At 30.0% G+C, this 7881-nt stretch carries 11 protein-coding genes; 10 read left to right on the top strand and 1 reads right to left on the bottom strand.

Annotated features, from left to right (window positions below; genetic code table 11):
* The first annotated feature begins 459 nt into the window (after positions 1–459).
* The 6 genes from B2671_RS17490 (at position 460) to B2671_RS17465 (ending at position 4446) form a co-directional block, all read left to right on the top strand.
* A complete protein-coding gene (locus tag B2671_RS17490) occupies positions 460–708 on the top strand; it encodes an HD domain-containing protein (protein ID WP_346871565.1) in 249 nt (82 codons plus the stop codon).
* Between the two features lie 3 nt (positions 709–711).
* Positions 712–912 carry a hypothetical protein gene (locus B2671_RS17485; RefSeq protein WP_346871564.1) on the top strand — a complete coding sequence of 67 codons (201 nt, stop codon included), beginning with the start codon at positions 712–714 and terminating at the stop codon, positions 910–912.
* A 445-nt stretch (positions 913–1357) separates the two neighbouring features.
* The gene (locus B2671_RS17480; protein ID WP_346871563.1) at positions 1358–1801 is read left to right on the top strand and encodes a GNAT family N-acetyltransferase; all 444 of its coding nucleotides are present in this window, start codon (positions 1358–1360) and stop codon (positions 1799–1801) included.
* 96 nt (positions 1802–1897) lie between these two features.
* Positions 1898–3106, top strand: coding sequence for an SDR family NAD(P)-dependent oxidoreductase (locus B2671_RS17475; RefSeq protein ID WP_346871562.1), 1209 nt, complete (start codon positions 1898–1900; stop codon positions 3104–3106).
* 116 nt (positions 3107–3222) lie between these two features.
* Positions 3223–3852 carry a hypothetical protein gene (locus B2671_RS17470; RefSeq protein ID WP_346871561.1) on the top strand — a complete coding sequence of 210 codons (630 nt, stop codon included), beginning with the start codon at positions 3223–3225 and terminating at the stop codon, positions 3850–3852.
* A gap of 42 nt (positions 3853–3894) precedes the next feature.
* Entirely contained in the window at positions 3895–4446 is a 552-nt protein-coding gene (locus tag B2671_RS17465) for an AAA family ATPase (protein ID WP_346871560.1), read from the top strand.
* Positions 4447–4624: 178 nt separating this feature from the next.
* Here the strand turns inward: B2671_RS17465 and B2671_RS17460 are convergent, their stop codons facing one another.
* On the bottom strand, positions 4625–4972 hold the full coding sequence (locus tag B2671_RS17460) for a four-helix bundle copper-binding protein (protein ID WP_035131464.1): 348 nt from the start codon (positions 4970–4972) through the stop codon (positions 4625–4627).
* Positions 4973–5223: 251 nt separating this feature from the next.
* Between B2671_RS17460 and B2671_RS17455 the strand changes: the two genes are divergently transcribed.
* From B2671_RS17455 to B2671_RS17440, 4 genes are all read left to right on the top strand, one after another.
* Entirely contained in the window at positions 5224–5514 is a 291-nt protein-coding gene (locus B2671_RS17455) for a cytochrome b5 domain-containing protein (RefSeq protein WP_346871559.1), read from the top strand.
* 250 nt (positions 5515–5764) lie between these two features.
* A complete protein-coding gene (locus tag B2671_RS17450) occupies positions 5765–6334 on the top strand; it encodes a hypothetical protein (protein ID WP_346871558.1) in 570 nt (189 codons plus the stop codon).
* 49 nt (positions 6335–6383) lie between these two features.
* Positions 6384–6860, top strand: coding sequence for a YbhB/YbcL family Raf kinase inhibitor-like protein (locus B2671_RS17445; protein ID WP_346871557.1), 477 nt, complete (start codon positions 6384–6386; stop codon positions 6858–6860).
* A 135-nt stretch (positions 6861–6995) separates the two neighbouring features.
* On the top strand, positions 6996–7881 hold an 886-nt coding region (locus tag B2671_RS17440; protein ID WP_346871556.1), incomplete at its 3' end, for a metallophosphoesterase family protein.

Below are 7881 nucleotides of genomic sequence, written 5' to 3'. Positions count from 1 at the left end.
ATTATATTATGTTGGCAGTTGCTTCATTTAATAAGCGAGCAATAAAAGTATATGAGAACATAGGCTTCCAGTTTGTAGAGAAATATATGCAAAAAACAAATGGTGGAGAGTTTGAGTTCATTAAGATGAAAAAATTAATATAAATCTTAATGAAACTGATTTTTGTGAATGGAGTTGGTTAGTACTGAATACTAAAGTATACGATTGTATGATGAGTAATATGCCAGTAATAGATAAGGAGTACCTTTCAAATGTATTAAAACTAGATAGATCTCAAGTAATATCTGATAGCGACTTATTAATAAAGATAATATTTGAAGTTTGGTTTTGAATTATAAATCACTCTGTTGTGATCAGTTGTAAAGCATAAACAAAAATAAGTTCATAATGTTGAAATTACAAATGAATAATAGTGAAAAAATGCATTGTAAAGGTTTTATATATAGTGAGGTGGAAAAATTGAACAAAATTGAAATTGTAAGAGCATATGTTGATGATATCTTAAAAAATATTTCATCTGACGATGATCGAAAAACTGCATATATCCATACATATGGTGTTGCAGAAGCTTGTTCGCTTATCGCAGGCAAACGTAGGCTCAACACAGAACTATCCTATATAAGTGGTCTATTACATGACATATATGCTTACAAGACTGGAATTTACTTTGGTTATGCATATAATTCAGCATGGCATGACCACATATGAGTTGTGCTTGCTTGTGAAGGTGAACATATTTCTGTTGCAGAGGGTAATATTGATAACAACAATTTATCAGGAATAGTAACACGTAAGCGTGATATTACAATCGGATGCTATGTGCGAATTCCAAATGATTATGTTTATGATGGTTGGAAATATGATTATAAAACCGGTGAAATTGGCAATGTAGATTATAAATCCAATCTTTAGTTCAGAATGATCTTATATATATTGGCATACTTGTTAATTTTAGCTGCAATTATTGTTGGAGCTATATATTTAAAATGAAGAGTTATATGCTATTGTTACAATTAATAAAGAAGATGATATACATATACAAGGTATGGGTGTAAACTACCAAAATGTTACCCCAAAAGAGTTGGGCATTGGTGACATGTGGAATGGTCGTTCTATACTACCAATAGTATCTTTATTAAAGTATATATATCTTTAATAAAGATTTAAAGTTGAATAGTTCGGTTCTGAAGCATCTCCTTAATGAGGTGCTTTTATATATAAACATACATTTTATTGAAAATATGCTATAATAAGTTTGCAATTTTAAAATTACAAATGAACAATTGTAAACAAAGGTGAAAATTATTTATATTTTATGAGGGAGAAGTTAATGTGTATTATATTTAGTGTGACTACGATGAGTGATGTTGAATTTATACGTTCTTTATTTACAAATGAGGAGTATGAACTATATTTTGCTGAAAACAATACGTCTGAAGACGAATGGAAAGAACGATTCGAACTTTTATCACGTAAGAAAAACTATATAATCTTTGATATCGAAACAGGTAATAAGGTTGGTTGGATTATGTATAAAATACACGAGAATGAATGCTATTTGGATTTGATTGTATTAAAATATGAACTCACTGGTAAAGCATACGGATATCATACCATTAAAAAAATAGAGGGCATTATAAAAAACCAGGTAAATTGCATTAAACTTGATGTGCAGCAACGAAATACCCGTGCGTTCAAGTTTTACCAGCGATATGGTTTCTACATTGTTGGAGAAGAAGAACAGCCTTTTGGTGATAGTTCTCAACCATACTATAACATGAAGTATGACATCTCAAAATGAGCATAATATGAAGTCGAGTTAAGTCGCTTTCTTATTATTAAGATAAGTATTTAAAACCAAAAATGAAATTGGCTAACAATTATAAAGAAGGAGATTATGATGCTTATAGAAAAAAATGTATCCTTTAAAAATAAATTGGAAGATAAAGTTATACTTTTAACTGGTGCAGGAGGTGGGATAGGTTTTGAAACTGCAAAAACATTGGTTTATATGGGTGCAAAGGTTATTGTCGCTGAAATAGATAAACGAAAAATATTATACGCGCAAAGCACTTTAGATAGTATATTTGGTAAAAACTCTGTAGAATTTTATGAAATTGATTTATCCGATGAAAATCAGATATATGCTCTGGTTTCTCATGTGAAAGATAAATATGGTCGCATAGATGTTCTATTTAATAATGCGACCATAACTGCTATGGGAACAGTAGAAGAAGTTTCTATTGATGTATGGGATAAGAGTTATGCCGTTAATTTCAAAGCCCCATTACTATTAACACAATTAGTTTTACCACTTATGAAACAAAAAAGTTCCGGAACAATTGTTTTTGTTTCATCATCTGGTGCTGCCCCTTTTATGGGAGCATATGAAGTATTTAAAACAGCACAGGTAGAATTGTCTAATACTCTATATGGAGAATTGGAAAGTACAAATATAAAAGTATATACTATCGGTCCAGGACTCGTTAAAACAGAAACGGCAATGAAGGCAATAGAGATAGTGTCATCTCATATGGGAATAACAACACAAGAATTTTATGAAATGAATGAAAATCACATGCTTGGAGTTGAAGAGGCTGGCACTGGATTTGCTATATCAGTTTTAATGGCTGATAAATATGACGGTCAAGAAATTGGTGCTATACAGGTTTTGTCTGATTCTGGCTTACTGCTTAAGTTAGATAGTAGTGAAAACATTAAAAGTAATGATTATCAAAACATTATTCCAACTGTTCTGAATGTGGTAAAAGTTTATAAAGAACAATATTATGGTTGGATGAAAAGAAATGTTTTTGAACGTCAATGGGTATTGCGTGATTTTAAGAAAACAGTAGGATATTCTGCTGACCAGTTTCTTGAAATTATGCAACACATTCAATACGTAGTTAATAATGAAAAGATTCAAGAGATAAGCACCTATTCATCTAATTTTCAAGAGTTGATGGAATATTATAAGCGACAATATACATTGCTACAAGGATATGAAAAAAATCCTGAAAAACTCAAGGAATATTCTATAACACTTTTGAATTATATTGAGGATTTAAAAACTATTTGTGATATTTTACTTAATAATGAAAGATGAATAGAAATTTATAATCAGCCATGGATTGAGAAATCAATGGAACGTTGGTGTAATGACATATTTTTACCATATCTTAAAAATTAATAATATAACAAAAAAGTTTTTAGGGGGTTAATATGAAAACAAATAAAGCAAAATTTCTTATTATATTACTATCTCTTATTTTAATAACATTTACAGGTTGTACAAATGAAGGTATGACTAAGAAACCTGTAATTTATTTGTATCCAACTTCAGAACAATCAGTTAGCGTTAAACTAGATTATAAAGGAGAGCTTACTTGTACTTATCCAGAGTACAAAGATGGTTGGAATGTAATAGCAGAACCTGATGGTACATTAACTAATATTGGAGATAAGAGGAAGTATTCTTATTTATATTGGGAAGGGATTTCAAAAAATCAATGGGATATGTCAAAAGGGTTTGTTGTAAAAGGAGAAGATACTGAAGAATTTCTGCAAGAAAAGCTTGAATATATGGGATTAACTCCAAGGGAATATAACGAATTTATAGTATATTGGCTACCAATTATGCAAGAGAATAAATACAACCTAATTACTTTTGCAGGGGAAGAGTATGAAAATCTAGCAGAGCTTAATATAACTCCAAAGCCAGATTCAATATTAAGGGTAATGATGCTCTTTAAATCATTAGATAAACCTATAGAAATAGAAGAACAAGAAATTAAATCTTTTGAAAGAAAGGGATTTACCGTTATTGAATGGGGTGGAACAGAAGTAAAATAGGATGAAAAAAAATTATTTATATTTGATAAAAGAGGTGATATTTTGAAATTAGTACTTATAATCGGAGACAGTGCTGTTGGCAAAATGACAGTTGGACAAGAACTAGCTAAAATTACGGATTTACGTTTATTTCATAATCATATGATGATTGAACCTGTACTGGATATATTCGGATATTTTAATGGAAAAGCTATCGCTGGCATGAGAGAAGTTATTTTTGAAGAATTTGCAAAATCCGAACACTATGGATTAATTTTCACATATATGTGGGCATTTAATCAGCAATCTGATTGGGATTATGTTGAATATGTTTGTGATATTTTTAGAAAACATAATGCAGATATATGTTATGTAGAGCTTGTTGCTCCTCAAGCAATAAGATTAGAAAGAAATGCTACTGAAAATCGTCTAAAAAATAAAATCTCAAAACGAGATATAGAAATGTCAAATCAAAGACTTATAAATGATGATAACAAGTATCGTTGTGTAAGCAATGATGGTGAAATTCCTTATGATAACTATATAAAAATCGACAATACCAATCTTTCAGCGGAAATTGTTGCACAGATAATAAAAGACCAATTTGGACTGTAATATCTGATTAGAATAACTATAAACTTTAATTCGTTTTCTTCTTAAATGATGTACTATTTATAAGATGGAGTTGAGAAGTGTAATTAGCATAGTATTAATGAGCCTCTTACACTAGAGGTAATTTAAAATAGTACAAAAGCCAGTAGTTTTACACTACTGGCTTCTATACTATAAGTTATTACATACTAGCCATGTTTTTACATTCAGTAGCACATTTTTTGCATTCTTGAGCACATTTTTGACAATGGTCATCTTTAAACATTTCACATTCTTGAGCACATTTATCACAAACAGTAGCACAAAGTTGGCAGTGTTCTTTTGTAAATTGGCCATTCATAGACATCATTGCTGATGACATTTGACACATACATGCACATTCAGTAAGAATACTTATACATTTCTTTCTTGCTGCAACATCTGGCTCATTTAAACATGCTGTAAAGCACTCATGACAGGCCTGTGCACATTTGTTACATTCATCAATACATGGTTGAAATTTGTCTGTTGAATTAGTTACTATTCCCATTATATAGTCCTCCTTAAAATAGTTTTATGGTACAAAAATTATTATTTGTAATAAGCTAATTATTATTCAAATATTGTTTGTAGAAATGATTCCCATAAGTAAATATCTACAGTTATTTCATCAGATAATAATCAATAAAAGCATATAAGAAGATTAATTTTAAGTTTATAGTTCAATATCAAACATGAATTAATTGAACAACTTTTCAAGTATAATCATATGCTATATATATAAATATTTTAGAGGTATATATGGCACTTTATTTTGATTTAAAAACTATTGAAGAACTTATAGGACATACTTACTTTAGACAACAGAAAGAATTTACATTAGAGGAATTAGCACAGTATGATGGAAGTAATGGAAAACCTACCTATGTGGCAATTGAAGGTATAGTATACGATTTGAGCAAAGTAGCAGAGTGGGCTGACGGAAAACACTTTGGTTATACTGCAGGTCAAGATTTAACCAGTGAATTTAAGTCTTGTCATGTAATGACTAAAGTTGATAAATTACCTAAAGTTGGGATACTTAAAGAATAAATTATTTAATGGCTTTGATTAAAAATCAAGGTCATTTTTGCTTTAATATACAATTTATACTAATTATGTTATAATAAATCGAGTTCTTTGTTCCACTTTGAAGGAGATAGGAGTGTTAGAAGCTAGTTGTCATCGGATAAATTGGCTATCTTTATGCTGTAGGGAAGCAATTGTAAGTTTTAAGAACTAAAATTTAGCAAATGACATTTTAAGAATTCAGGATTATTTATTTTTAGAGAGGTGAATTTAAATGAGAAAAAAATATTTAATTGTTATGGTAATTGCCTTTATTATTTGTATTACTGGTTGCAGTAATTCAAGTTCAAAAATTGATAATTATCTCAATACAGGGAAAACAATAGATTCAAATGCGAAAGATATTATGCCAGAGCTAGAGGACTTACCTGAATATGAGGATATCAAATATAGATATACACATAAGTCCCTATTGATTTTTGAATCAGACTCTGTTGCATTAATTGTAAAATATGATGATAATATCTTTGAGAGTGAAAAGAAGAAAATAGACGAGCAATATACTTTTTTAGATAAAAAAATTAAGTCTAGTTTTGATGAAAGTAAATATTATATTCCAGAATATGAGTTTTCTTTAAGAAGCTATGATTTTAGGGTTGTAGACAAAAATGATACTTCCAATACGGAATTTCCTAAATCCTTTGGAATGATTGGAGTATCTGAAGATAAAAAAAGTATAGCTTATTTATATTTTTATGATTCGGATTTAGACTACATAGGAGATGAAGATGAAAAAAATCCTATGGCTAACTTCATTAGGGAATATTTTAAATATAAATTTTAACTACATACTTGAATTATAATAATTATAAAAAATTAGTAGGAGTGGTAATATGAAAGATTTAATTGTCACCAGCCCTTCTTTCAAAGAAAATGATTCGATACCAACTGAAAATTCAGCACGGGGGAAAGATGTTTCTCCCCAGCTTCAACTAGATGGTTTATTAGAGACGGCTGAATCTATTGCCATAACATTAGATGACGCTTCTCACCCACTATTTCCTAATTATAATCATTGGATAATTTGGAACATTCCTGTGTTGACTCAAATACCAGCAGCAATACCACGTGGTGAGGTGGTTCCATTCCTTGGTAACGCTGTACAAGGTATCGCTTATGGTAAGCATTGCTATAAAGGACCAAAACCACCCTTTAAAGCTATCCACAACTATACATTTACAGTTTATGTTCTAGATTGTACACTTTTACTTTCACCTAAAAGCAATCGCAAGGATTTTTTACATGAGATAGAAGGTCATATTTTACAAAAGGGTACTCTTACTGGTAAATTCCAAAGCCATAGAAAATAAGCTTCCTACATATATTTGATTTATTCTGGAAATGACATAAATAATTTATATGTCAATAGAAACTTTGAGAATGCTTTAAATTACAATAATGAAACTATAACTCCACAAGATGATAATTGAGAAAGCGGTGTATTGATGGATAGCGTTAAATTTGCAGTATTTACTGATTTACATTATGATCATATCCATGATGGTTATGAAAGACTTGAAAACTTCATTACTAATGTAAAAAATCTAGATATTGATTTTGTTATACAACTTGGGGATTTTTGTATGCCTAAAGAAGAAAATCGATTTTTACTTGATATTCTTGATAGTGTAGGAAAGCCTTATTATCATACCATTGGCAATCATGATTCTGATTCATTCCCAAGAGAAGAAGTTATGAAGTTTTTAAAAATGGACAATAGTTACTATTCATTTAAAATGGACAAGATTAAGTTCATTGTATTAGATACATGTTTTATAAAAACTGATAATGGATATATACCATATTGTAAGAGAAACTATGATAAAACAAAGGACATATATCCAATTCTTCCAGATTACGAAATTAGTTGGCTGGCAGAGCAGTTCAATGATGATAGTGAGTATTACATTATTTTTTCACACCATAGTTTTGAAAATGAATTTGCTAAAAGAGGAGTATATAACAAGGGTGAAGTTAGAGATTTGATAAACAGAATAAATGATACAGGAAAAAAGGTGCTTTTATGCGTGAATGGGCATGATCATGGAGATTCTCTTGAAAAAATAGGACAAACATATTACTTTGGTCTGAATGCTATGTCATATATATGGGTTGGCCCTGAATATGAGCATTTCTCTTACTCAAAGGAAATACATGAAGATTACCCCTTTATAAAAGACTTAGTATTATATAATGAGGGGCTATATGCCATTGTTACCATTAACAAAGATGGGGGCATACATATACAAGGTATCAATGGAAGCTACCAAAACGTCACCCCAAAAGACTTGGGCATTGGTGATAGGTGGAATGGTCGTTCTATACTACCAA

It is taken from the genome of Clostridium sp. UBA5119 (assembly GCF_002414285.1).
GTDB lineage: Bacteria > Bacillota > Clostridia > Clostridiales > Clostridiaceae > Clostridium_J > Clostridium_J sulfidigenes.
This window is presented reverse-complemented; position numbering and strand designations above follow the sequence as displayed.